This is a genomic window from Streptomyces sp. NPDC046712, assembly GCF_040645695.1.
Taxonomy (GTDB): Bacteria; Actinomycetota; Actinomycetes; order Streptomycetales; family Streptomycetaceae; genus Streptomyces.
In genome coordinates, this window is sequence record NZ_JBEYYW010000009.1 from 234,417 (window position 1) to 259,103 (window position 24,687).

At 71.4% G+C, this 24,687-nt stretch carries 20 protein-coding genes; 13 read left to right on the forward strand and 7 right to left on the reverse strand.

Annotated elements, in window-relative coordinates:
* Positions 1 to 137: 137 nt before the first annotated feature.
* Positions 138 to 2,525, reverse strand: a complete 2,388-nt coding sequence (locus tag ABZ939_RS15035; RefSeq protein WP_361853792.1) for a D-alanyl-D-alanine carboxypeptidase — start codon at positions 2,523 to 2,525, stop codon at positions 138 to 140.
* 162 nt (positions 2,526 to 2,687) lie between these two features.
* On the opposite strand from ABZ939_RS15035, the gene ABZ939_RS15040 reads away from it, so the two are divergent.
* From ABZ939_RS15040 to ABZ939_RS15050, 3 genes are all read left to right on the forward strand, one after another.
* Positions 2,688 to 3,392: a GPP34 family phosphoprotein gene (locus ABZ939_RS15040; RefSeq protein ID WP_361853795.1), complete on the forward strand. Its 705-nt coding sequence runs from the start codon at positions 2,688 to 2,690 to the stop codon at positions 3,390 to 3,392.
* 171 nt (positions 3,393 to 3,563) lie between these two features.
* The gene (locus ABZ939_RS15045) at positions 3,564 to 4,424 is read left to right on the forward strand and encodes a helix-turn-helix transcriptional regulator (protein ID WP_361853798.1); all 861 of its coding nucleotides are present in this window, start codon (positions 3,564 to 3,566) and stop codon (positions 4,422 to 4,424) included.
* A 242-nt stretch (positions 4,425 to 4,666) separates the two neighbouring features.
* Entirely contained in the window at positions 4,667 to 4,867 is a 201-nt protein-coding gene (locus ABZ939_RS15050; protein WP_361853801.1) for a DUF397 domain-containing protein, read from the forward strand.
* 100 nt (positions 4,868 to 4,967) lie between these two features.
* Here the strand turns inward: ABZ939_RS15050 and ABZ939_RS15055 are convergent, their stop codons facing one another.
* Complete coding sequence (locus ABZ939_RS15055; protein WP_361853803.1) at positions 4,968 to 5,789, reverse strand: hypothetical protein; 822 nt, start codon at positions 5,787 to 5,789, stop codon at positions 4,968 to 4,970.
* A gap of 82 nt (positions 5,790 to 5,871) precedes the next feature.
* Between ABZ939_RS15055 and ABZ939_RS15060 the strand changes: the two genes are divergently transcribed.
* Together ABZ939_RS15060 and ABZ939_RS15065 are read left to right on the forward strand one after the other, a co-directional pair.
* Positions 5,872 to 6,654: an SDR family oxidoreductase gene (locus tag ABZ939_RS15060; RefSeq protein ID WP_361853806.1), complete on the forward strand. Its 783-nt coding sequence runs from the start codon at positions 5,872 to 5,874 to the stop codon at positions 6,652 to 6,654.
* A gap of 216 nt (positions 6,655 to 6,870) precedes the next feature.
* A complete protein-coding gene (locus tag ABZ939_RS15065) occupies positions 6,871 to 8,409 on the forward strand; it encodes a sodium:solute symporter family protein (RefSeq protein ID WP_361853809.1) in 1,539 nt (512 codons plus the stop codon).
* Here ABZ939_RS15065 and ABZ939_RS15070 read toward each other — a convergent pair.
* Positions 8,394 to 9,512, reverse strand: a complete 1,119-nt coding sequence (locus tag ABZ939_RS15070; RefSeq protein ID WP_361853811.1) for an ADP-ribosylglycohydrolase family protein — start codon at positions 9,510 to 9,512, stop codon at positions 8,394 to 8,396. The two genes, ABZ939_RS15065 and ABZ939_RS15070, sit on opposite strands and share 16 nt — an antisense overlap.
* Positions 9,513 to 9,675: 163 nt before the next feature.
* Entirely contained in the window at positions 9,676 to 13,368 is a 3,693-nt protein-coding gene (locus ABZ939_RS15075) for a tetratricopeptide repeat protein (RefSeq protein ID WP_361853814.1), read from the reverse strand.
* 160 nt (positions 13,369 to 13,528) lie between these two features.
* Here ABZ939_RS15075 and ABZ939_RS15080 point away from each other — a divergent pair, with 160 nt between their 5' ends.
* Positions 13,529 to 14,125 (forward strand): hypothetical protein, encoded by a 597-nt coding sequence (locus ABZ939_RS15080; RefSeq protein WP_361853817.1) that lies wholly within the window; start codon positions 13,529 to 13,531, stop codon positions 14,123 to 14,125.
* Here the strand turns inward: ABZ939_RS15080 and ABZ939_RS15085 are convergent.
* A complete protein-coding gene (locus tag ABZ939_RS15085) occupies positions 14,122 to 16,716 on the reverse strand; it encodes a bifunctional FO biosynthesis protein CofGH (RefSeq protein WP_361853820.1) in 2,595 nt (864 codons plus the stop codon). The genes ABZ939_RS15080 and ABZ939_RS15085 overlap by 4 nt on opposite strands.
* Before the next feature lie 112 nt (positions 16,717 to 16,828).
* On the opposite strand from ABZ939_RS15085, the gene ABZ939_RS15090 reads away from it, so the two are divergent.
* The 3 genes from ABZ939_RS15090 to ABZ939_RS15100 are packed head-to-tail and all read left to right on the forward strand — an operon-like array spanning position 16,829 to position 19,568.
* Complete coding sequence (locus ABZ939_RS15090; protein WP_361853823.1) at positions 16,829 to 17,257, forward strand: hypothetical protein; 429 nt, start codon at positions 16,829 to 16,831, stop codon at positions 17,255 to 17,257.
* 6 nt (positions 17,258 to 17,263) lie between these two features.
* On the forward strand, positions 17,264 to 19,072 hold the full coding sequence (locus ABZ939_RS15095; protein WP_361853826.1) for an alpha/beta hydrolase: 1,809 nt from the start codon (positions 17,264 to 17,266) through the stop codon (positions 19,070 to 19,072).
* On the forward strand, positions 19,065 to 19,568 hold the full coding sequence (locus ABZ939_RS15100; RefSeq protein WP_361853829.1) for a hypothetical protein: 504 nt from the start codon (positions 19,065 to 19,067) through the stop codon (positions 19,566 to 19,568). The genes ABZ939_RS15095 and ABZ939_RS15100 overlap by 8 nt, the downstream gene beginning before the upstream one ends.
* A 132-nt stretch (positions 19,569 to 19,700) precedes the next feature.
* Here the strand turns inward: ABZ939_RS15100 and ABZ939_RS15105 are convergent, their stop codons facing one another.
* The gene (locus ABZ939_RS15105; protein ID WP_361853832.1) at positions 19,701 to 20,534 is read right to left on the reverse strand and encodes an LLM class F420-dependent oxidoreductase; all 834 of its coding nucleotides are present in this window, start codon (positions 20,532 to 20,534) and stop codon (positions 19,701 to 19,703) included.
* Between the two features lie 101 nt (positions 20,535 to 20,635).
* On the opposite strand from ABZ939_RS15105, the gene ABZ939_RS15110 reads away from it, so the two are divergent.
* Entirely contained in the window at positions 20,636 to 22,126 is a 1,491-nt protein-coding gene (locus ABZ939_RS15110; protein WP_361853834.1) for a CehA/McbA family metallohydrolase, read from the forward strand.
* Here ABZ939_RS15110 and ABZ939_RS15115 read toward each other — a convergent pair.
* Positions 22,107 to 22,637, reverse strand: coding sequence for a GNAT family N-acetyltransferase (locus tag ABZ939_RS15115; protein WP_361853837.1), 531 nt, complete (start codon positions 22,635 to 22,637; stop codon positions 22,107 to 22,109). The genes ABZ939_RS15110 and ABZ939_RS15115 overlap by 20 nt on opposite strands.
* Before the next feature lie 207 nt (positions 22,638 to 22,844).
* On the opposite strand from ABZ939_RS15115, the gene ABZ939_RS15120 reads away from it, so the two are divergent.
* The 3 genes from ABZ939_RS15120 to ABZ939_RS15130 all read left to right on the forward strand — a co-directional run bounded on the left by ABZ939_RS15120 (position 22,845) and on the right by ABZ939_RS15130 (position 24,653).
* Positions 22,845 to 23,273: a nuclear transport factor 2 family protein gene (locus tag ABZ939_RS15120; RefSeq protein WP_361853839.1), complete on the forward strand. Its 429-nt coding sequence runs from the start codon at positions 22,845 to 22,847 to the stop codon at positions 23,271 to 23,273.
* Positions 23,274 to 23,286: 13 nt separating this feature from the next.
* The gene (locus ABZ939_RS15125; RefSeq protein WP_361853842.1) at positions 23,287 to 24,042 is read left to right on the forward strand and encodes a GNAT family N-acetyltransferase; all 756 of its coding nucleotides are present in this window, start codon (positions 23,287 to 23,289) and stop codon (positions 24,040 to 24,042) included.
* Positions 24,043 to 24,185: 143 nt separating this feature from the next.
* Positions 24,186 to 24,653, forward strand: coding sequence for a carboxymuconolactone decarboxylase family protein (locus ABZ939_RS15130; protein ID WP_361853845.1), 468 nt, complete (start codon positions 24,186 to 24,188; stop codon positions 24,651 to 24,653).
* Positions 24,654 to 24,687 lie beyond the last annotated feature (34 nt).

The window sequence follows — 24,687 nt, forward strand, 5'->3', positions numbered from 1 at the left end:
GACTGCGCACCCTCGTCGGCGCGTGTCGGCTCGGCGGTGGTCACTCGCGGCCCTCTCCCGTGCTGCCTTCGCGCATCGTCTCGGTCTCCGGAACGCTAACAGCTGGGCGCCCCGGAGAGCCGGGGCGCCCGCTCGCGTCAGCCCAGTCGGGTCAGCTTCTTGTCGAAGCCGGGCTCCACCAGGTCCGTCTTGAGGGAGACGGGCGCGCTGACCTTGCCGGTGCCGGTGCCGATGGAGACCTGTCCGACGACGTCGCCCGCCTTGCCTGCGTGCGGAAGGGCCTTGCCGCCGGCGGTCAGCTCCAGGTCGACCTTCAGACCCGGCCAGCCGACGGCCTTGAGCTCCTTGTCCGCGACGACCGGGGTGCGGCCGCCGAGACCGTCGTCGATGTAGCCGACGACCTGCCCCTTCTTGACGACGGCGGCGGAGGTGACGTCCTTCTGCGCGGCCTGGATCAGCTTGAGGCTGTAGTCGATCGCCAGCAGGAGCTTGTCGTGCAGCAGGCGGGCGTCCTTGGCGCCCATGACGATGCCGAGGATCCGGCGCTCCTTGCCGTCGATGATGGTGTTCGCGGACCAGAGCAGGTTGCCGCCGGCGGGCGTGGAGGAGCCCGTCTTGATCCCGCTGACACCGGGCTCCAGCACGATCGCGTTGTTGTTCTCGATCTGGCCGGGGATGCCGTCGACGGTGAGGTTCGGCATGTTCACGATCTCCCGGAACACGTCGTACTGCATGACCGCCTTCGCCAGCTTCAGCTGGTCCTGCGGGGTGGAGACGGTGCTCGACTCCAGGCCCGACGGGTCGGTGTACGTCGAGTCCGTCATGCCGAGGTCCTTGGCGGCGGCGTTCATCTTCTCGACGAACGCGGCCTCCGAACCGGCGTCCCAGCGGGCGAGCCGCCGGGCCACGTTGTTCGCGGACGGAATCATGAGGAGCTGGAGCAGCTCCTTCTCCGTGTACGTCTGCCCTTCCTTGACCGCCGCCGTCGACTCGAACTCCGCCCCGGCCTCGTCCGCGGCCTTCTTGTCGATCTCGATCTCGGGGCCGGTCTCCTTCCCCTTGATGGGGTGGTCACGGAGGATCACGTACGCCGTCATCGTCTTCGCCACGCTCGCGAGCGGGGCCGGCTTCTGCGCCCCGTACGTCCCGAGCGAGCCGACGCCCTCGACCTCGGCGGCGCCCTGGCCCTCGGTGGGCCACGGCATGTTCAACTCGCCGCCCTCGAAGGTGAAGGTGGGGGCGGCGGAGAGATTCAGGGTGGGGGGCGGGAGCGGTCGAACGAACTGCACGACTGCAAAGATGATCAGGAGCAGGACGACCAGCGGGGTCCAGATCCGGACCCGCCGCATGGTGGTGCGCAGCGGGGTCGGGGGCGGAGGCGGCGTGTTCGTCAGCTCGGCGAGCAGGTCGAGCGGGGGCAGCGGCGGCATGGGCTGCTGCCTGGTCCGCTCGGCCTCGGTGAGCGACGGCGGAGGTACGGGGGCGGCGGGGGCCTTCGCCTCCGGGGCCTGTGCCGCCGGGGCCTTTGCCGCCGGGGTGTTCGCCTCCGGGGCCTTGGCCGCGGGAGCGTCGGCGCGGAGCGGCACGAACGTGCTCGGGCGCTCGGCGGCGGGCTTCGGGGCCGCGGGCTTCGGGGCCGACGGAGGCGTCGGGATCTTCAGCGCGGTGGTCGGCTGGTCCACGACGGGCGGCCGTACGGCCTTGAACACGGTGGTGGGCTGATCGACGGCAGGCTCGGCGGCGGCCTTGGGCTCGTCGGCCCGGGGCTCCTCCGCCTGGGGCTCGTCGTCCGCCTCCGCCTCGGGTTCGGGCTCGTTGTCTGCCTCGGCCGGCTTGCGCGCGGCGAACCAGGAGTCCCCGGCCTTCTCGGCCTCACGGCCGGCATCCGCGTCGGCATCTGCGGCAGCGTCAGGGGCCTCCGCGGCCGGCTCGGCACCGTCGGCGGCGACGTCCTCGTCCGCACCATCGCCGTCCGCATCCGCATCCACGGCTGCTTCGGCCTCGGCCTCGACCTCGGCCTCGGCGGTGTCGTCGCCCGCCTCGTCCGTGACGCCCGCCTCGTCGGCCGCGTCCGCCGTCGCCGGCTCCTCGTCACCGGAGGCGACCCACGCGGCCACAGCGGCCCGCAGACGGTCGCCCTCGCCATTGCCCTCGGCCCCGTCGCCCTCGGCCCGGTCGTCCTCGGACCCGGCCTCCTCAGGCGCGACATCCTCGGCCGGCGCGTCCTCGGCCGGCGCGTCCTCGGACACGACGCCCTCGGCCACAGCCTCCTCGGACACGGCCTCGTCGGACGGTGCGTCGTCCTCGGAGGTCCGTGGGGCCAGGGTCTTGAAGACGGCCGTCGGCTGGTCCACCTGGACCGGCGACGCCGTCGTGGCTCCCGTCGTCGACGAGGACGCGGACTCACGGAGCACGGAAAGCCGCGGATCCCGGCCGCCGCCACCCCCAGGCGCCTCCTGCGAAGACTCCTGCTGCTCCGCCTTGTCGGGGGACTCGCCCGCCACCGTGCCTCCTCCATGCGTCATGCGTACGTCCGAACCGTGTACCAGTGTCCTGTGTGAACCCCTTGGCCCCCGTGCTAGACGAGAACGACATACCTACTGGTTCCCGTACGAAGCACCCAGGCGCTCTCGACAGATGAATGTGAGAGGGGTCACCCTGTGACTCATCCACGCGGGGAGGCATGGATGGGCAGGAGCCGCAGAACAATTCCGGAGGAGCTTCTGCTGCTCGCTCTGGACCCGGCCACGGGTACCACAGCGCAGCCGCAGTCGCTCGACCTCGGCCTGGCCGGAGCACAGCTAGTGGAGCTGGCTCTGGCAGGACGGATAGCCCCTGACGGGGATCGTATCGCCGTGGTGATGCCACGGCCGACCGGAGATCCGACTCTGGACTCCGCACTGGAGCTGCTGCGCAGGCGTGGCAGCCCGGTACGGGCGGTCCACTGGATCGGCGGGCCCCGACTGGGGCTGCGCCAGATCTACCTCGCTCATCTGGAGCGCTGCGGCATGGTCCATGCCGTGGAGGGCCAGATGTGCGGGGTGCTGCCGACGACTCGCTACCAAGCGACGGACACGGCGATCAGCCGGGACATCAGGACCCGGCTGGACAGTGCGATCCGCACCGGCGTACCGCCGGACCCGCGGACCGCGGCGCTCGCCGCGCTGGCCCACGCGGTCGGTCTCGGCAAGCACCTGTACCCGGGGAACGAAGGACGGTCGTCGCGGTCCCGGCTGCGCGACCTGATCCGGCACGACCCCATGGGCGGACTCGTGGCGCACGCCGTGATGGACGTCCAGAACGGTGTGGCCGCCCAGCCGCGCCGCAGTGCCGCGGGCGGCGTCCCGCAGCAGCCGCGCCGCGGCAGCATGGCGCGTGCCGCCGTGCACTGAGCACCACAGAACCCGATCCGGGAGCCGCACGGACGACGTGTGCGGGGTGGCCATGACGGCCGCCCCGCACACGTTGTCGTCATTTCCCAGCGCACACGACACCTTTGGTGGCAGTCTGCCAAGCAGTAGATACTCACAGCTACGCAGCCGACAGCCGGAGGTGCAGTGTCCGTGGCGTCCAACGTCAACCCCACCGTCAGGCGACGCCGATTGGGCCAGGAGTTGCGCCGGCTCCGGGAGCAGAAGAACATGACGGCCGAGCAGGTCGCCGAGCGTCTTCTGGTGTCGCAGTCCAAGATCAGCCGTCTCGAGAACGGCCGTCGCTCCATCAGTCAGCGCGATGTCCGCGACCTCTGCGGGGTGTACGAGGTCGAGGACGAGCGGGTCGTCGAGTCGCTGATGCAGATGGCCAAGGACTCGCGCCAGCAGGGCTGGTGGCACGCCTTCGGCGACATCCCGTACAGCGTCTACATCGGCCTGGAGACGGACGCGGAGAGCCTGCGGGTGTACGAGCCGCAGATCATCCCCGGCCTGCTGCAGACCCACGTCTACGCGGAGGCCGTGATCAGCGGCGCGCTACCGGAGTCGACACCGACCGACATCGACAAACGGGTGACCGTCCGGACCCGGCGCCAGGACCGGATCAAGGACGAGGAACGTCCGCTGCGGCTGTGGGCGGTCATCGACGAGGGCGCCCTGCGCCGGGTGGTCGGCAACAAGCAGCTGATGATCCAGCAGCTGGAGCATCTCGTCGAGCAGTCGCATCTGCCGCATGTCACCGTGCAGGTGCTGCCGTTCGAGATGGGTGCGCATCCGGGCATCAGCGGGCATTACGCGATCCTGGAATTCCCGGACACATCCGACTCCAGTGTCGTCTACATCGAGGGCGTGACGAGCGACCTCTATCTGGAGAAGGCCCAGGATGTCGCCAAGTACAGCGTGATGTACGAGCACCTGCGGGCGCAGGCCCTGAATGTGGAGCAGACCCGGGAGTTCATCTCGGACATTGCGAAGTCCTACGCCGCCGGGTGAGAGCGGAAAAGCGGCGGCCCTTCCGAATTCTCCGATTCGGGTGCGAAAGCAGCCATTCGGCCGGGCCGCCGAGGAAGAGGCCGGTACGGTACACCCCGGACTCGCCCCAGCGGAAGCTCACTTGGAATATGCCATCCGGTCGGGTGAACGCCGCCCCCACGCGGCGGACCCGGCGAGTAGCGTCGATCACGCCAGCATGAAGGTTGGCGCGACACACTACTGGCAGAACCGGAGTGAAGAACATGGCGATTATTCAGGGCGCTACGGACAACTGGACGAAGTCCTCGTATTCCGGCGGGAACGGGGCCTGCGTCGAAGTCAAGTCCCCCGTCATGGCCGCGATTGCGGTCCGGGACTCCAAGGCTCCCGAGGGTCCGTCCATCGCTTTCGGCTCGGCGTCGTGGAACGCCTTCGTCGGCGAAGTGAGCAACGGGGCGCTCTGAGCCCCCGTGTACAGAGCACCACGGAACGTACGGAAAGAGCCCTCTCGACCGGTCCGCCGTCCTGGCCGAGGGGGCTCGGCTTTTTCCCTCGTATGCGTTTTCAGCGCAGTTCGTCCACGTACCGGTCCGTGCCCGGCACCGTGGGAATGAACGGTGCGACCAGTTCGACCCGCCCCCACTCGCCGCCGACCGCGTCCAGGTCCGCGAAGTGCTCCGCCCAGCAGGCGCGCGGGTCGCGCTCCAGGAACCACAGCAGGGTCAGCCGGGTGTCGACCCCCTCGACCTGCTTCACGTACGTCATCCGGTCCCCGGGCAGCGGCGTCGGCCGGAAGACGGTGACCATCGCGGCCGGTGAGCCGGCCAGACGCCGGGGCAGCTCGCTCGACCGCAGCCGTTCGAGCAACTCCACCCGCTGCTGCGGCCCCTCCGCGTCGATCACCTGGAGGACCAGCCCCTGGTAGGGGTGGTCGAGGGCGTGGAAGTCGCGCGGGCCGGCCGCCCCGTCGCGGTACACGGTCGCCTCGTGGTCCTGGAAGGACGTGAAGACATGCGTACGGTCGCGGTAGACGCGGCCGTCGCGATTGAGCCGCTTGTTGATGGCGACGGTCCACTTCATGTGCTCGTCGTAGCGGCCGTCGGTGACCCAGTAGGTGGAGAGGTAGCAGCCCGCCGCCACGGGCTGGGCGACGGCGGACTTCTCCGGGGTGCGCAGTTCCTGGAGTTCGCGGGTGGCGACCCAGCGGCGGCCCGCGTACATCCAGGGCATCGCCATGGCGCCCGCGTAGTAGTGGTCGTCCTCGTACCAGCGGTTGTAGGCGTACTCGTGGCCCGGGTGCGGTTCGACCATCGTGATCAGCGCGTGGCCGGGATGCACCCCGTACGGCCCGACCGATGCCAGCTCCGCGTACGTCTCGTCATTCATGCCCGTACCCCTTCCCTTGTCCTCCGGAGGCTCCTACTCTGACGGGTCGTCAGATCGATCGCCAGAGTCGGGAGGCACCCGGATGCTGCTCCAGGGAAAGACCGTGGTCGTGTCGGGCGTGGGCGCCGGCCTCGGCCATCGGATCGCCGAGACGGTGGTACGGGACGGGGGCAACGCGGTCCTCGGCGCGCGCACGGAGGCCAACCTCGCCAAGTCGGCGGCCGAGATCGACCCCGACGGGCGGCACACCGCCCACCGGGCCACCGACATCACCGACGAGACACAGTGTGAGGCGCTCGCCGCACTCGCGCTCGAGCGGTTCGGCGGGATCGACGGGGTGGTCCATGTCGCCGCCTGGGACAGCTACTTCGGCGGGATCGAGGACGCGGACTTCGCCACCTGGCAGGGGGTTATGGACGTCAACCTGCTCGGCACGCTGCGGATGACCCGGGCCTGCCTGCCGGCGCTCAAGGAGCGGGGAGGCTCGGTGGTCCTGATCGGTACGCAGTCGGCCGTGGCGGCGCCCTCGCAGGTGCGGCAGGCGGCGTACGCGGCGTCGAAGGGGGCGCTGACCTCGGCGATGTACTCGATGGCGCGGGAGCTGGGGCCGCACCGGATCCGGGTCAACACCGTGCTGCCGGGCTGGATGTGGGGCCCGCCGGTCCAGGCGTACGTGCAGTTCACGGCGCACACCGAAGGGGTGGCGGAGGACGAGGTGCTCGCGCGGCTCACGGAGCGGATGGCGCTGCCCGAACTGGCGACGGACGGGGACGTGGCGGAGGCGGCGGCCTTCCTCGTCTCGGACCGGGCGCGGGCGATCACCGGGCAGTCGCTGCTCGTCAACGCGGGAGAACTGATGCGGTAGCGCCAGGGTTCCCGGTTCGGATCACGGGCCGTACGGTGCGCGCGGGCGCGTCGTACGGCCCTTTTTCATCCCATTCGGATTCAGAGATGTGAATGCAGGTCAACAAGAAGAACGATTTTACGTGCTCTTGACCCTCCTCCGCGTTGTCGTGGCCCTGCAACTCACCACACCATGAACGGCGTTCACAAGGCGGACCGGACCCCTGGAGGGGGCTCAATGAACAGTCTCGACTGGGCCGTGCTCATCGGCTATTTCGGCGTGATGGTCGCGATCGGCGTCTGGTCCCACAAGCGCGTGGACAACGTCTCCGACTTCTTCACCGCAGGCGGCAAGATGCCCTGGTGGCTCTCCGGCATCTCGCACCACATGTCGGGCTACAGCGCGGTGATGTTCACCGGGTACGCCGGCATCGCGTACACCTACGGCGTCACGTCCTACGTCACCTGGTCCTTCCCCATCGCGATCGGCATCGCCATCGGAGCCCATCTCTTCGCTCCACGCCTCAACCGGATGCGCTCGCGGCTCCATGTGGCATCCCCGCTCGAGTACCTGAAGAACCGGTACAACCTCCCCACCCAGCAGGCCCTCGCCTGGTCCGGCGTCCTGCTGAAGATCGTCGACGTGGGTGCCAAGTGGGCCGCGATCGCCACCCTGCTCTCCGTCTTCACCGGGATCTCCCTCAACCAGGGCATCCTCATCACCGGTGTGATCACCGGCATCTACTGCACGGTCGGCGGCCTGTGGGCCGACGCGCTCACCGAACTCGGGCAGTTCGTCATCCAGTTCTTCGCCGGCATCGCGATGCTCGTCGCCGTCATGGCGAAGCTCGGCGGCTTCAGCGCCCTGTGGACCGTCTGGGACCGGCCCGAGCTCCAGGGCCACACCGCGCCGACCGCCGGCCCGTACACGATGACGTTCCTGCTCGCGTATCTCTTCATCAAGACCTTCGAGTACAGCGGCGGCATGTGGAACCAGGCCCAGCGCTACATGGCCACCCCCAGCGCCCACGAGGCCACCCGCTCCGGCCGGCTCTCCGCCGTGCTGTGGTTCGTCTGGCCGCTGGTCCTCTTCTTCCCCATGTGGGTCGCGCCGCTGCTCGTCGACCCCAAGAAGCCCGACGCCTCCGACGCGTACGCCCTGATGACCGAGCAGCTGCTGCCGCACGGACTGCTCGGCCTGGTCATCGTCGGCTTCTTCTCCCACACGATGGCCATGTGCTCCTCCGACGCCAACGCCATCGCGGCCGTCTTCACCCGCGACATCGCGCCCGTCATGAGCAAGGCGGCGCGCAGCTGGACGCAGCAGGCCGGACTGATCGCGGCACGCTGGTCGACGATCGCCTTCCTCGGCCTGTCGATGGCGGTCGCCACCCAGGTCAACTCGCCCGCCTTCAAGGACATCATCACGGTCGTCATCAAGTGGGTGGCCGGTCTGATGGGGCCGATCGCGATCCCGTTCATGCTGGGTCTGCTGCGCAGCTTCCGGAAGTCCGGCCCGACGGCGGCCCTCGTCTCCTGGGCGGCCGGCCTGTTCGCCTTCTGGCTGACCAACTACGGCCTGGACGGCATCGAGCTGCAGATCCAGATCGTCTCGCCGCTCGCCACCTCCCTGGTCCTGTACGTCCTCATCGGCTTCATCAGGCCGGAGGACACCCCGGAGCGCGACGCGGTGCTCGACAAACTCCACTCGGACGGCGGAGCCGCGGCCGTACCCCCGCAGGCCACCGGCGACCGTGCCGGTCAGCCCCTGGGGTAGCGGGCGAGCCAGCCGGGGTGGGACTCCGAGGGGCTGTGCAGGGCGGCGCCCTGCGTCATCTCCATCGCGAAGTCGTCCGCCAGCTCCAGGACCGTGGAACGGCCCTCCAGTTCGGCCAGCCAGGCCGGCGGGAGGGCCGTCTCGCCGTGCAGGGCGCCGAGCAGCGCGCCGGTGATCGCTCCCGTCACGGCGGACGGGCCGTCGTGGTTGACCGCGAGACGCAGCCCGTGCCGGATGTCCTCGCCGACGAGGGCGCAGTAGACGGCGGCGGCGAGCTGGCACTCCGCCCGGTCCTCGTCCGCACCCAGCGCGCCGAGCCGTGCGGCGTTCGGCATCCCCTGGCGTACGGCTCCCAGTGCCTGCTGAAGCGCGGCCGTGACGGGCTCGTGGCCGGGGCGCGGGGCGAGCTGGCCCAGCGCCCGCTGCACCGAGCCGTCCACGCTCTCGCCGCGCGCGAGCCCGTGCACGACGACGGCGAGCGCCCCGGCCGCGAGATACGCGGCGGGGTCGCCGTGCGTCTGCGCCGCGCACTCCACGGCGAGCTGGCACACCAGCTGCGGCTCCCAGCCGACGAGCAGCCCGAAGGGCGCCGAGCGGACCAGCGCGCCGGAGTCGGTCGCGTGCGGGTTCTTGGGCTTGTCGAGGGTGCCGAGGGTCGCGTCGCCGAACCCGGTCAGACAGGCGCGCGCCGGGTCGCGGCGGGCGTAGAGCCACTCCTCACGGCCCAGCCAGCCGAGGTCCGTACGCCGCTCGTCGGGGCCCCACTCGCGCTGGGTGGCCGCCCAGCGCAGATGGGCGCGGTGGACGTCGGTGGGCGGATGCCAGGCACCGGTGTCGCGGCGGACCTGGGCGCGTATGAGCCCGTCGACGGTGAACAGGGTCATCTGGGTGGCGGCGGTGACCGCGCCGCGCCTGCCGTGGGCGGGGACCGGCTCGGTGAGCCCGTCGGGGCCGTGGGCGGCTCTGATCCCCTCCAGGGAGAGCGCGGCGACGCCGGCGCCGAAGGCGTCGCCGACGGCCCCGCCGAGGAGGCAGCCCCGGACACGGGCCCGGAAGTCCTGCTGTTCGGCGCGGCCCCACACGGCCGCGGCGGTCGTGGTCACAACGTGCCCTCCCCCGGTGACGCAGGTCTGACGCAGGTCTGCCGCAGCACTGTAATCGACCGGGTACGCGCGTTCGGAGGCCGGAACGTTATGTGATCCGACTCCCTTCGGGCCGGTTTTGACCGCACTTCACCCGAGGTTTCATGGCGCGCTCAGAGCGGGTTCACGGAGCGGACGAGGGACCCGTCGGCCGGCCGGCACCGTCCTCGGCCGGAGTCAGGGCGGCAGTCCTCTCCCTCACGGGACCGAGCAGGTCGTCGAGCCGGGGCGTGTCGGCGCCGGGGCAGTCCGCGAGCTCCACGAGGAGGTTCCGGAGGTCGACGACGTCCGCCCAGAAGTGCGGCAGCCCGAGCATCCGCTCCCACGCGCGCATTGCCTGATCCCACCGGCCCAGGGCGGCCTGCGTGATCACCAGGAGGCGGAGTTCCTCGACCGTCGGCTCGTCCGGGACGGTGAAGGCGAGCTGCCGTTCGTACGCCCACCACAGCTCCCCCGCGGCCTCGATCCCCCGCATACGGCTCTCCGCCATGGCGACCAGCAACAGACCTTCCTTGTGCCCCGACTCCCGCACCTGCTCCGCGGCCTCCCGCGCCTCCCGGAGCCGCCCGAGCCGCAGCAGCGCCCATGTGCCCGCCCCCAGCCGTTCCCGGCGGTCGCCAGGCGGCAGGGCCAGCAGGAGGTCAAGTGCCTCCTGGTGGCGCCCCAGATGGAACAGGGCCACGGCCCGGCGACCGGTCAGCCACCCGGAGCCGGCGTCCGCGCACCGCTCCAGATCGGCGAGTGCCTCGCGCGATCTGCCGAGGACCTGGAGCAGATAGCCACGCGCCCACAGGGCCGCGTCGCCGGACCCACCCGCCGCGACCAGCCGGTCCATGTCCTCCAGACCGCCGCGACCGTCACCGAGAAGGCACCGGACGCGAGCCCTGCGTTCGCGCGCCCAGGCGTGTTCCGGTGCGAGCCGCAGGGCCATGTCGTAGTCGGCGAGCGCCTCCTCCAGGCGTCCGGATGCCACCCGCGCGGAGGCACGCCGGATCCAGGCGTCCACGGAGGACGCGGAGTCGGCGGAGGACGGGGAGTCCACAGGATCGGCGGAGTCCGCGGAGTCGAGTGATTCCGCGGCCAACGCGTCGCACCGGGCGCGCCCCTCCTCGCCGGCTCGCATCTCCCGCAGGACGAACTCCCGGACAGCGAGCACCCCCGGGCTGCGCGGTGTCTGCTCCAGCGCCCGTTCGACGTCGGCCAGCGCCCGCTCGGGCCGCTTCAGCGCCCGGTGGGCCTGGGCGCGCGTGGTGAGGGCATGCCAGTCGTCCGGCCTCAGCTCCAGCGCCCTGTCCGCGTCCGCACGTGCCTGCTCGTGCCTGCGCGCCCGCCCGTGCAGCTCGGCGCGCTCGGTGAGCGCCCTGGCCACGAAATAGACGTCGCTCGTCTCCACCGCGCGGTCCAGAGCGGCGGACTGCGCGTCGAGGTCCCCGAGCCGCGCGTGCAGCATCGCTTTCTGCAGCAGCGCCCAGCCGTAGTCCGGCCGTGCCGCGAGCGCCCGCTCCAGGGACTCGAGCGCGTCGTCGAGGCGCCCCAGGTCGGTCAGGACGAGGGCCCGGCTTCCCAGCGCCCAGGCGTACCCGGGTTCGAGGCGCAGCGCACGGTCGAACTCGGCGAGCGCCTCCTCATGACGTCCGCGCTTCCAGTGCAGGTAGCCGCGGTTGGCCGGCAGCCACGCCAGCTGGGGCGCGACCTCCTCGGCCGTGTCCAGGTCGGCCAGCGCCCCCGCCTCGTCGCCCAGGGCGAGGCGCACGTCGGAGCGGCGCAGCAGCGCCCACCAGTAGTCCGGGGTGATCTCGACGGCCCGGTCCAGATCGGCGAGGGCGCCCCGTGCGTCGCCCAGCAGGAACGTGGCGTGCCCGCGGGTGGCCAGCACGTCGGCCGCCTCGGGTCCGAGCTCCAGCGCCCGGTCGCAGTCCCCGACGGCCTCCGCGTAACGGTCGAGCCGCCGGTACAGATCGCCCCGGGTGACGAGGATCCTCCTGCCGTCGGGGGCCAGCCGGTGGGCCCGGTTCAGGCCCTCCAGCGCCTCGTTCAGATCGCCCTGCTCCGCGCGCACCAACGCCAGGCCGTAGTGCGCGCGGGCGCGGTCCGGATCGAGGCCCAGGGCCCTCTCGTAGTCGGCGGTCGCGGCCGCGTACTCCTCGGCCACCCGTCGGCACTTCCCCCGCACCACGAGCGCCGTCACCTGTCCCTCGACGCCGAACCCCGCCCGGGACAGCAGCAGTCCGAGGAGCGTCACCAACGGTTCCCGCTCGTGCTCCAGGGCCGCGACGGCGTCCTGCCCCCACCGGCGCAGCACCTCCGCGTCCGCGTCCTCGCCCGCGTCGGCCAACACCCGCGCCCAGCGGCGGGCCGTCGCCGCACCCTGGTCGCAGGCGTCCACGCCGTCACGGAGCATCGCGGGCAGCGCGGTCTGCGGGGCAGCGCACAGCCGGTGGTACGACTCCTCCAGACGCGCGGCCCGCCAGTTCTCGTGCTCCCAGCGCTCGTCCTCCGGCAGGCCCTCGCCGGCGGCCTCCGCCCGGGTCGCGAAGGCGGCTGCCAGCCGTTCGTGGTCCTCGGTCCAGCGGCGGGGCGAGCGGGTGCGCCGCAGGTGCAGCATCGGGCCGCGGACCACGTCGTGGTACTGGACGTGCCCGTCCCGGTCGGCGACGAACGGCAGGGTCCGCAGCCAGTCGAGGAGCGCCGGGTCCTCCTGGGAGGCGGCGGTGAAGACGTCCTCGTTCAGGCGCCGGGGCAGCGCGCAGGCCAGGGCGGTGGCACGGCGGGCGGCGTCGGGCTCCCAGCGCAGGAAGCGGTCGACCGCGGTGGCGCTGGGGGTGCCGACCTCGCCGGGGTGTTCGGCGAGGGTGGAGACCAGGACCGGGAGCCCGCCGGAGAGCCGCAGCACGTCCTGGACGACGCCCTCGTCCACGACCCCCTTCGCCGTGAGGAGTTGCCGGGCCTCCGCCTCGGTGAACGGGTCCAGCGGCATGTCCTGGACGAAGTCGGCGTAGTCCGCCCAGTAGGCCGGTTCGAGCCGGTCGCGGCCTGCGACGACGAAGACGGTGGTCGCCGGCAGCGCTCCGTACCGCTCGGTGGTGATCAGATCGCGCAGCCAGGCGTCGAGGTAGGGCGCGGTGCGCTCGTACGTGTCGAAGAACAGGGCGAGCCAGGGGGCCTCGGCCGCCACCCGTTCCAGGTCGGCCACCATCACCGGGGTGAGGGCGCGCACCGGGTCGAGGACGAGCTGGACGTCGTCCTGGTTGCGGAACCGGGCGCTGAGGACCGCCCGCAGCCGGTCGGTGCCGTGGGCGAGCCGGGACGGATCGACGGCTCCGGCGAAGGCCCCCACAACGGGGATCATCCCAGCGCCGATCAGGCCCGCCTGGGCGAGGGCCGTGCTGCTCGCCGAAGGGGCCGCCGCCCCGAGGGCCTCCTCACCCTCCGCCGAGGCGGTCGAGGCGACTTCGGCCTCGTGGCGGCGCTGCCGGTAGGCGGCGAGCTGACGGTCCAGCGTCTTCAGCGGGTGACCCTGCCGGGCGAAGCAGGCGGCGATCTCGGCCATCACCTCGGGGACGCTGTTCAACCCCTCGTCGACGTACGCGGTCACGGCACCGCGCCCCGCCGCGACGTCCTTCAACTCGCCGACGAGCGTGGTCTTGCCGACGCCCGCGTTGCCCCGCACATGGAAGACGAAGCGATGCCGGTCGTCCTCCACGGGAAGGTCGAAGTTCTCCCGGAACAGGGCGAGTTCACTGCGCCGTCCGACGAACCCGGCTCTCTTGCGCCGCTGGAGCAGCGCCTGCATCGAGGGTCGCGCGCCGTTGGTCATGTGCCGAGTGTTCCAGCACGGATCGCGCCGCGCGAGCCGTTCCCGCACGCCCCTCTCCCCCGCGCGGCGGAGGTGGACCCTCCCCTCGGCGGACGCCCGGGAGCACGGGAGTTGGCGACGCTCAAGGGGACCTGCCGCCCTCCTCGATCGGAGCCTCACCGTGCTGAAGAACTCCCTGCGGGCCGCCGCCGTGCTCGCGCTGGTCGCCGCCGTCGCCGCCCCCGTCGCCGTCGCGGCGCCCGTGCCTGCCGAACCGTCCCCGGCATCGGCATCGGCATCGGCATCGGCATCGACATCGGCATCGGCCAGCGCACCCCTCCACTCGTCTCTCAAGGGCGACGCGCGGATGGCCTATGCCGAAGCCGACGAGGAGGTCCGGGTCAGTGTGAACGCCCATGCCGCCTTCGGCCCCGCCGGCCTCCCGACCCGCTCCTGGGGCACCTTCCGTATCTCTCATGAAATCGACGGGACCGTCCACTGGGGCGAGTTCACGGTCGACTGCCTCAGCACCGGCGGCCCCACCGCCACGGTGACCGGCCGCCTGGTCCGCACCAGCCCCGGCCACATCTGGCGGACGGCGCTGGAGCCGAACACCCGCATGGGCGTGAGCTTCTACGTCCCGGAGAAGAGCGGCGAGGCGCGCATCGGGCTCTCCGGGGCCACGCCGAAGGGCGAGCCGCTGCTCACGAAGTGCATGGCCCCCGCCGCCGACGCGCCCGTCGTCGACGGCGGCTTCACCCTCCGCGACCGGCGCTAAGGGGTGTCCAGCACCGGAAGCAGCTCCGGCAGGTGGCCGTCCGAGGCCGTCGCGGCCCGGACACGCTCCTCCGGGACCTCGCCGTACAGCGTCGTACGGGGGCGGGACGGCCTCCCCGCCGCCTCCGCGATCGCGACGAGGTCACGGATCGAGCGGTACGAGCCGTAACTGGAGCCGGCCATCCGGGAGATGGTCTCCTCCATCAGCGTGCCGCCCAGGTCGTTGGCGCCCGAGCGGAGCATCTCGGCGGCGCCGTCCGCGCCCAGCTTCACCCAGCTGGTCTGGATGTTGGGGATGTACGGGTGGAGGAGGAGCCGGGCCATGGCGGTGACCGCGCGGTTGTCGCGGACGGTCGGGCCCGGCCGCGCGATGCCCGCGAGGTAGACCGGGGCGTTGGTGTGGATGAAGGGCAGCGTCACGAACTCGGTGAAGCCACCGGTCTCCTGCTGGATCCGGGAGAGCGTGCGGAAGTGGCCGAGCCAGTGCCGGGGCTGGTCCACGTGGCCGTACATCATCGTGGAAGAGGAGCGGATGCCCAGCTCGTGGGCCGTGGTGATCACCTCGATCCACGTCGCCGTCGGCAGCTTGCCCTTGGTGAGGACCCAGCGGACCTCGTCGTCGAGGATCTCGGCGGCCGTGCCGGGGATCGAGTCGAGCCCGGCCTCCTTCGCCGCCGTCAGCCACTCGCGGATCGAGAGCCCGGTCCGGGTCGCCCCGTTGACGACCTCCATCGGGGAGAAGGCGTGCACATGCATGCCCGGGACGCGCTCCTTCACGGCCCGCGCGATGTCGAAGTAGGCCGTGCCGGGCAGGTCCGGGTGGATGCCGCCCTGCATGCACACCTCGACCGCGCCGACGTCCCACGCCTGCTGGGCGCGGTCGGCGACCTGGTCGAGCGACAGGGTGTACGCGTCGGCGTCGGTGCGGCGCTGGGCGAAGGCGCAGAAGCGGCAGCCGGTGTAGCAGACGTTGGTGAAGTTGATGTTCCGCGTGACGATGTACGTGACGTCGTCGCCGGACACCGCCCGGCGGACGTCGTCCGCGATACGGGTGAGCGCGTCGAGCGCCGGGCCGTCCGCGTGCAGCAGCGCGAGGGCCTGGTCGTCGCTGAGCCGGGTGGGGTCGTCGGCGGCGACCGCGAGGGCTTCGCGCACATCCGTGTCGATGCGCTGCGGGACCATTCCGGGCGCCGCGGCCTCGCGCAGGGCACCCCAGTCGCCGTACACCTCGTCGAAGTCGTCGCGGCGGTCGTGCGTGCGGCCGGTGGTGTCGATGGTGCGGTGCAGGTCGGTGCGGCCCGTCGCGGTGAACGCCTCGTCCGGCTCCTGCCACGGCAGTCCGCGCACGGGGGCGTCCGGGTTCGCGAGCCCCGTGTCGGGATCGGCGAGCGCGCGGACGTGCGGAAGGAGCCGCGGGTCGAGCCAGGGCTCGCCCCGGCCCACGAACTCCGGGTAGACGCAGAGGCGTTCGCGCAGTTCGAAGCCGGCGGCGCGGGACTTCTCGGCGAGCGCGTCGATCTGCGGCCAGGGGCGTTCGGGGTTCACATGGTCGATGGTGAGCGGGGAGACCCCGCCCCAGTCGTCGATGCCGGCGCCGATGAGCCGTCCGTACTCCTCGTCGACGAGGTTCGGCGGTGCCTGGAGGCAGGCGGAAGGGCCCATGATGTGCCGGGCGACGGCGATCGTGGCGACCAGGTCGTCGAGCTCGGCGTCCGGCATCCCGCGCATCGCCGTGTCCGGCTTGGCGCGGAAGTTCTGGATGATCAGCTCCTGGATGGAGTGGTAGGCGCGGGAGACGCGGCGGAGCGCGAAGAGGGACTCGGCCCGCTCCTCGTACGTCTCGCCGATGCCGATGAGCAGCCCGCTGGTGAACGGCACCGAGGAGCGGCCGGCGTCCTCCAGGACCCGCAGCCGCACGGCCGGTTCCTTGTCGGGCGAGCCGTGGTGCGGCCCGCCCGGCTCGCTCCACAGCCGGGTCGCCGTCGTCTCCAGCATCATGCCCATGGACGGGGCGACGGGCTTGAGCCGCTGGAAGTCGGTCCAGGAGAGCACGCCCGGGTTGAGGTGCGGGAGCAGTCCCGTCTCCTCCAGGATGCGGATCGCCATGGCCCGTACGTACGCGAGGGTGTCGTCGTACCCGTGCGCGTCGAGCCACTCGCGCGCCTCGGGCCAGCGGTCCTCGGGCTTGTCGCCGAGCGTGATCAGCGCTTCCTTGCAGCCCAGTTCGGCGCCGCGGCGGGCGATGTCGAGGACCTCGTCGGGGGACATGAACATCCCGTGCCCGGCCCGGCGCAGCTTGCCCGGAACGGTGACGAACGTGCAGTAGTGGCACTTGTCCCGGCACAGTCGGGTGAGCGGTATGAACACGCTCTTCGAGTACGTGATGACACCGGGCCGCCCGGCGCTCTCGAGACCCGCGTCCCTCACACGCGCGGCGGACGCGGCCAGATCCTCCAGATCGGCTCCCCGCGCCTGGAGCAGCACAGCGGCCTCGCCGACGTCGAGCGCCACTCCGTCCCTGGCCCGCTTGAGAGCACGGCGCATGGCGTTCTCGGTGGGCCGTTCCGTGTGGCCGGGCTGCTGATCCGTCATGAACCGAGCATACGAGCGGCCCGCAGGAATGAGTACGCGTGCTCATCCCCGCCCACCTGCGGCTCCCTACAATGACGTCTCGCAATGTGAACACATCTTCGGGGGAACACCGGTGGCGCTCAACGCCAAATGGGACGAACTGTTCGGAATCGGCGATTCCGACGCCCGCATGTCACTGGCGTCCACCGCGCCCGACGGAGGCGGCGGTGGCGGCAAGACGGACCTGAAGGCCGACGAGGGTCCCTGGACCAAGTCCGGCAACGTCGCGGGCGAGCTGCGCACCTCGACATCGTCCTCGCTGACCGATCTGACGACGGCCAACGAGGGAGTGGCGGGCGCCACCACCGGATTCGCCTCCGGCACCACGCTCACCACCATCCTGGAGACGTGGAAGACCCGGGTCACCGCCGTACGTGACGAGTGCGGCCGGCTCGAACCGGCCCTCAAGAGCGCGGGACGCGACTTCGGCGAACGTGAGGCCGACACCCAGCGGAAGATCGCCGCCGAGTCCCCCGTCCCCGCCCAGAAGAAGGAGGGCTGATCCGCCATGCCCACCTGGCAGCAACTGCGTGACATCAAGCTCTCCGAGTTCACGGACGCGGCCGACGGCTGGGGCAAGGTCAGCTCCCGCTCCAACGTCGACAAGGACCGCGTCGACAACGAGATGCTCGGCAGGATCAGGGGCACCCAGGAGGGCGACACGGCCAAGGCCGCCGTCGCCGACCTCGACCAGCTGTCCCGTAACTACCAGTACCTGCACACCGAGTGCGGACTGATCCGCACCGCGCTCAACGGTCTCGCCTCGGAACTCGCCGCCCCGCAGAGGAAGCTGAAGCAGGCCCTGGAGGACGCCGAGAACCTCAAGTTCACCGTCCACCCCGACGGCTCGGTGGAGTACCCGGCCGGCGGCGAGAACCTCATCGACAAGAAGCCCGTCCCGGGCGGCACGGCCCAGGGCTCGCAGTTCGGTTTCCTCTCCCCCACGGGTCCGCCGCTCCAGCGGTATCCGAACTCGCCGCTGCTCAATCCCCCCGGCCAGTTCCCTGCCCTCGGCGGCGGCAACCCGAACCAGGCCAAGGCGCAGGCCGTCGCCAACTCGATCGCCGCCGCCGTCCGGGAGGCCGCCGAGATCGACGGCCGCTACAACGACGCCCTGGCCCAGCTCAAGGCCGAACCCGGCCTCAAGGTCGACAACAAGACCCTCGCCGACGCCGCCTCCGACACCAAGGCGATGCAGAACGCGGCGGGCAAGTACCTGGACGACGACAAGATCCCGCACGGCAAGTCTCCGAAGGAGAACGTCGAGTGGTGGAACGGCCTCACGCAGGAGCAGCGCGACGAGTACGCCACCCTCTACCCCGCCTCCGTCGGCGCCCTCGACGGCCTCCCCTCCGCCTTCCGCGACGACCTGAACCGCGTGGTCTTCGCGGAGACCAAGGCGAGGTACGAGGTCGAACTGGCCGGCATGCCGCCGGAGCCGAAGCCCAAGCTGGTCTCCCACGGGGCGCGCGGCGGCATGGTCTACAGCCAGGAGTGGCTGGACTGGCACAACAAGTACGAGGGCCGCCGGGACGATCTCAAGGACAAGCTGGCCGGCATGAACGCGATCGAGACCCGTCTGGAGCAGCGTCCCGGCATGCCGGAGGGGTACCTGCTGAAGTTCGACGGCGAGAAGGACGACGGGCGGGTGATCCTTGCGGTCGGCAACCCCGACACGGCGGACCACACGTCGGTGTACGTGCCGGGAACGACGACGAAGCTCGAGGAGATCGAGGACAACCTCAAGCGCACCGACGCCCTGTACGGCAACGCCAAGAGACTGGACCCGAACGCCTCGTTCTCGACCATCACGTGGTTCGACTACAACGCGCCGAACCACCTCGGGGAGGCCATGCTCAACAAGTACGGCGACAGCGGCGCTCCGACCCTGCGTCACTTCATGGGCGGTCTCGAGACCGCCCAGGGCGGCCCGGAGAAGTCCCACACCACGCTCATGGGCCACAGCTACGGCTCCACCGTGGCGGGCATGGCCACCAAGCTGGAAAGCGGCCCGATCGCGGACGACATCATCGCGGTGGGCAGCCCCGGCATGCAGGTGGAGCACGCGAGCGACCTGAAGGTGGGCAAGGAGCACGTCTGGGCGATGGGTGGCGGCTTCGACGACATCCTCGTGCGTCAGGGCGGCCGGCTCGTCGGGCACGGTGAGGGTGGCAACATCCCCACGGACGAGGACTTCGGCGGCAACATCATGAAGAGCGGTGCGAAGGACCACGGAGACTTCTGGACCGACAAGTCCAGCGTCGAGAACCAGGCGGCGGTCATCGCCGGCAAGTACGACAAGGTGACCCTTGACTAAGCGACTCACATGGACCGTGCCCGCCCTGCTGGCGTGCGCACTTCTGACGGGATGCTCGACTGTGGAGAAGAAGACCGCCGAGACACGCGACAGCGCGCAGATGCGGGAGGGGACGCAGCGCACGTCCAGCCAGGTCCTGGACATGATCGGCCTGAAGGGGAAGGTGACCGAGGGGGGTCCCCAGCCGCTGCCGTGCGACAGCTACGGGGACGGGGTGGAGCAGATGGACCACCCGTGGAGCATCTACGACCTTCCGTACGAGGAGCTGGAGCAGGCCTACAACCGCATGCGCACCACCCTGCCCGCGAAGGGCTGGAAGGTCACGCAGGACGGTCCGGACGAGAGCGCCGCGAAGACGCCCACGCTGCGGGCCGACTCGCCCGACGGCGACTACGCGGTGCAACTCCAGCTCATGGACGAACGCAAGAACCCCACGGCCAAGACGAAGGCGTTGATCGCCGTCTCCGTGGTCTCCCGCTGCTTCCAGCCCTCCTGACGCCCTCCTCTGAGTACCCGAGCCCCGTCCCTCTGAGCCCCCGTACGGATCCGGGCCGCCCTGACCCGGCCGTAGCGTCGGCAGGGTGAACGATCAACAGCGCAAGGGGCTGCGCATCGGCCTGTACGCGGTTCAGAGGTACTGCGCGTACGTGTCCAGAACCCCCAGCACCTCCGCCTCGTCCCCGGGCGGCAGTTGCAGCACGACCTCCTCGCAGCCCAGCTCCTCGTAGTGCGCCAGCTTCCCCGGGTTCGGCAGGACCGCGTACGGGACGACCTGAAGGGTCTTCGGGTCCCGGCCGGCCTTCTCCCACGCCTCGCGGAGCACCGGGAGCGACTGCGTCAGACCGCGTCCGCCGATCGGCATCCAGCCGTCCGCGTACTCGGCGACCTGCGCGAAGAGCTTCGGTCCCGCCGCCCCGCCGAGCAGCGTGCGTGGGGCGCCGCCCGCCGGCTTGGGCCAGGCGTAGGAGGCGCGTACCGAGACCCCGAACGCGCCCTCGTACGCGGTCGGTTCGTCCGCCCACAGCGCCCGCATCAGCGCCATCCGCTCCCGGCCGAGCTCACGCCGCGTCGCCCACTCCACGCCGTGGTCGGCGGCCTCCTCCTTGTTCCAGCCGAAGCCGACGCCGAGGGTGAAGCGGCCGCCCGACAGATGGTCGAGGGTGGCGATCTGCTTGGCCAGATCGATCGGGTCGTGCTGGGTGACCAGCGTGATGCCGGTGCCGAGCTCGAGCCGCTCGGTGACGGCGGCCGCCTGGCCGAGGGCGACGAAGGGGTCGAGGGTACGGCCGTACTCCGGGGGCAGTTCGGTGCCCGCCGCCGGGTACGGAGTCGTCCGCTCGACCGGGATGTGGGTGTGCTCGGGCAGATAGAGCCCGGCGAGGCCCCGCTGCTCCAGCTCGCGGGCGAGGCGGACGGGGGAGATGGTCTCGTCGGTCAGGAAGATCGTGGTCGAGATCCGCATAGCGGAACGGTAGGGGCTGCGGCGGGGATTTCCGAGAGGTGCGACGCCACGGGCCTCTTGCGTTGTCCGGAAGTTCAGGGCTTCATACGAGGGTGCCGGACATGAGCGAACCGACCAGACGAACGCTCCTCGTGACCTCAGCCGCGTCCGCCCTTACGTTGGGAAGCGTGAGCTTCGCCCAGGCGGACACTCCCGGCGGCGACCGTACGGAGACGGTCAGCGGCACGCTGCCGCCCGGCTCCCCCGACTTCGTGTATCTGCCGGTCGAGATCCCGCGCGGGGTGCGCGAGATCCATGTCTCCTACGCGTACGAGCGGCCGGCCGTCCCCGCCGGGACCCAGGGCAACGCCCTGGACATCGGCATCTTCGACCAGCGCGGCACCGAGCTCGGCGGCAAGGGCTTCCGGGGCTGGTCGGGCGGGGCGCGCAAGGAGTTCTTCCTGCGCGCCGACGAGGCGACCCCCGGCTATGTCGCCGGCCCGCTGAAGGCCGGCACCTGGTTCGTGGTGCTCGCCCCGTACACGGTGGCGCCGCAGGGGCTCAACTACGCGGTGACGATCACCCTCCGTTTCGGCGCCTCGCCGCCCACACCCAGGCCGGTGTACCCGCCGGAGCGGGCCAAGGGCCGCGGCCGGGCCTGGTACCGCGGCGACAGCCATCTGCACACCGTGTACTCGGACGGGCGTCGTACGCCCGCCGAGGTCGCCGCGCTCGCGCGCGCCGCCGGGCTCGACTTCCTGACCACCACCGAGCACAACACCCATGCCGCGCACGGCGCGTGGGCGGACCTGGCCGGTGACGACCTGCTGATCCTCCTCGGCGAGGAGATCACCACCCGCAACGGTCACGTCCTGGCGCTCGGGACCGACCCGGGCACGTTCGTGGACTGGCGCTACCGGGCGCGGGAGAACCGCTTCGGTCACTTCGCGCGGGAGATCCGCCGGGCGGGCGGCCTCGTCGTGCCGGCGCATCCGCACGCCACCTGCATCGGCTGCAACTGGAAGTTCGGCTTCGGCGACGCGGACGCGGTCGAGGTGTGGAACGGCCCGTTCACCCCGGACGACGAGGTGTCCCTCGCGTCCTGGGACGCGGCGCTCGCCCAGGGCCGCTGGACCCCGGCGATGGGCAACAGCGACGCCCATCGCGACCCGGACCGCGTCGGCACCCCGCAGACCGTGGTCCTGGCCGACGACCTGAGCCGGCGGGCGATCCTGGAGGGCCTGCGCGCGGGCCGTTCGTACGTCGCCGAGTCCTCGTCCGTCTCCCTGGACTTCACGGTGACGGACGGCCGGGGCCGCTCGGCGGGCATCGGCGAACGGCTGCGGGTGCCGGCCGACGAGCCCGTCACCGTCCGTCTGACGGTGACCGGCGCCCCGGCAGGCGGCACGGTCCGCCTCGTCACCGACCAGGGCGTCCTGCACACGGCGGCGGCGACGGGCCCGGTGGAGTGGGTGACGACGGCCGCGTACGCCACCTACGTACGGGCGGAGGTCCGCCATCCGGCGACGCTGCCGCCCCTGCCTGGAGCCCTGGTCGCCTTCACCAACCCGGTGTTCCTGGAGGCCGGCGGGATCAGCCCTGGTACTCGGTGAGGTCGATGGCGTGCACGCGCAGCGGGACGCCGAAGACCGGGTGGGTGGTCTCGCGCTCCGGGGTCATGCCGAGCTTGCGCATGACGTTCTCGGAGTCCGTGTTGGAGATGTGGGCGATGCTGATCACCCGGTCGAGACCGCGGTCCTGGAGGGCGAACTCCAGGGCCGCGTGGGCGGCCTCGGAGGCGTAGCCCTGCCCCCAGAAGGGCCGTCCGAGCCGCCAGCCGATCTCCACCTCGTGCGCCAGCTCGGGGAGCTCCGGCACGGAGAGCCCCGCGAAGCCGATCAGTTCACCGGAGCCGAGGAGCTCGACGGCGAAGAGCCCGAAGCCCTCCTCGTCCCACTCCTCCTCCCACCGCTCGATGTCCTCGGCGGTCTGCTCCAGGTCCCGGACGGATCCGTCGCCGATCCAGCGCATCACCTCGGGGTCGGCGTTGATCTCGGCCATGGGGACGAGGTCGTCGTCGGTCCAGCGGCGAAGCAGAAGGCGGGGGGTGTGGATCTCGGTCATGCCCTCATCGTCTCGCACCCCGCCCACCACCCGCGCCCCGGCGCCATGCGCATGCCAGGCTGACCCCATGCCGGGGCGGTACGTGCGCCGGCCCCGTCCTGGACCTGCCCACTCCCCCGAGTCCGCCGCCGAGCCGCGCTCCGGGCGCGGGACGCCATCACCCACGTCGCTTGACCTCAACATTGGTTGAGGCAGGAGGCTCGTCCCATGAACATGGACACCGCTGACACCGCCGCCATCACCCGTCTCTTCGACCGCTACCTCCGTTCCCTCGACGACCGCGGCACATTCGACGAGACCTGGGCGGCTTCCTTCTTCACCGAGGACGCCACCACCTCCACCCCCGCCGGAGACGTCCGGGGGCGGGAGGACGTCGCCGCGAACGTGAGGATGGCGATGGGGCTCTTCGACCGGACCCTGCACATCGGCTCCAACTACCTGATCGACGTGGACGGCGACCGCGCCACCCTGCTCGGCAACCAGCTCTCCACCCACGTCCTCGCGGGCGACGGCGGGCTGTTCGTCTCCGGCGGACGCACGGAGAACGAGCTCGTCCGCACCGCCGAGGGCTGGCGCCTGTCCCGGGCCGATCTGCGCATCGTCTGGACGCAGGGAAATCCGCCTGTGCTTCCGTGACCCGCCTGCTTGGATGGCGGACATGCTGAACCGCCTCGAGACGTACTACGACGCCGTCCCCCGATCCGCCGCCCGCGCCGAGGAGTTCGGGCCGCTCACCCTCTTCGTACGGGAGGGGGAGGGCTGGCCGTACTACGCGCGGCCGACGCTCGGGCACTCCGGGGAGGTCACGGTCGCCGAGGTGGACCGGGTGCGGGCGCGGCAGCGGGAGCTGGGGGTGCCCGAGGCCTTCGAGTGGGTGGCGGAGACCACGCCGGGGCTGAGAGCCGCCGTGGAGAAGAGCGGGCTCGTGGTCCACGAGCACCCGCTGATGGTCCTCGACGGCGCGGCCGAGGAGGTCGCGGCGCCCGAGGACGTCACCGTACGGATCGTGGACGCCGACGATCCCGTTCTGCCGTCGGCCGCCGCCGCCCCGTACGCCGCCTTCGGCATCGCGCCCTCACCCACGGCCGCCGCAGAGCTCGCGGCCCGGATCGAGGCGGGCCTCACCCGGCTCGCCGCCGCGGTGGACGCGTCCGGCACCGCCCTGTCCGCCGGTCAGTACCAGCCGGTCGGGGCCGTCGCGGAGGTCGTCGGCGTCGGCACCCTGCCGGACGCCCGCCGCCGCGGCCTGGGCCTCGCGGTCACCGCGGCCCTGGTCGCCGACGCCCGCGCCCGCGGTGTGGAGACCGTCTTCCTCTCGGCCACGGACGAGGCGGTGGCCCGCCTCTACGGCCGGCTCGGCTTCCGCACGATCGCCACCGCGCTGATCGCCGAGCCGGCCTCCTGACGGACTCGCCCGAGGTCCCGCGAAGGTCCCGCGAAAGATCTCGCGAAAAAACTTCTCCGGACGTGTCACATCCACGTCGCGCGCTCCGTCAGTGCAGTGAAGGCAACGACAACGGCACCACGGACCGCTGAGGAGCGACCACCATGCAGCACGAACTCAAGCCCCGGATGACCAACCCCGCCTACCTCCTCCCCGAGGCCGGACCGGCCATCCAGAACCTGGTCAAGGCCACTCGTCAGGGCGGCGTCCCGGAGTCGATCCTGGAGCTCGTGCACCTGCGGGCCAGCCAGATCAACAGCTGCGGCTTCTGTGTGGACTACGGCGTCAAGAGCGCCAGGAAGGCCGGGGTGAGCGACGAGAAGCTGTTCGCCGTCGCCGCCTGGCGCGAGGCGCCGTACTTCTCCGACGAGGAGCGGGCGGCGCTCGCGCTGGCCGAGCACGCGACCCGGATCGCCGACACCTCGGACGCCGTGCCGGACGCGGTCTGGGACGCGGCCGCCGACCACTTCGACGAGAAGCAGCTCGCCGCGATCGTGCTGATGGTCGGCCTCACCAACCTGTTCAACCGACTCAACGTCACGGTCAAGCAGCCGGCCGGGGTGGCCATCTGACGGGCGCCTTCCGCTCCACCTGCCGTGTCCTCGG